General features: G+C 66.4%; 1 protein-coding gene. It reads left to right on the forward strand.

Features of this window, described 5'->3' with window-relative positions; all coding sequences use genetic code 11:
- The coding region (locus QWY28_RS23705) for a hypothetical protein (RefSeq protein WP_300955362.1) at positions 1-277 on the forward strand (277 nt) is incomplete at both ends.

A 277-nucleotide genomic window follows, 5' to 3' on the forward strand; every position in this document is an offset into this window, starting at 1 on the left:
CCGCCCGCAGTAAGCAGCGTCGTTCCTCTTGGCTACGACGCGTACGTCGAGGTGCCGCTCGACGGCAATGGCGGGGGTCCTGAGCCAGTCGAGGGCGTACGAGCAACTCTGGCCCATTACACCGGTGACGACGAGCGCTGCTACTGGGCGATGTGGGTGGGCTGGCCGCAGATGCGGGCTTGGGCTTCGGAGCCCACAGTCAGCATTCCCGACGGTTTCGCCTTGGTCCTCTTCCGCGAGCAGTTCGCCGACACCGAGTGGGTCCGCTCGGTCACGT

Source organism: Nocardioides oceani (assembly GCF_030412965.1).
Taxonomy (GTDB): Bacteria; Actinomycetota; Actinomycetes; order Propionibacteriales; family Nocardioidaceae; genus Nocardioides; species Nocardioides oceani.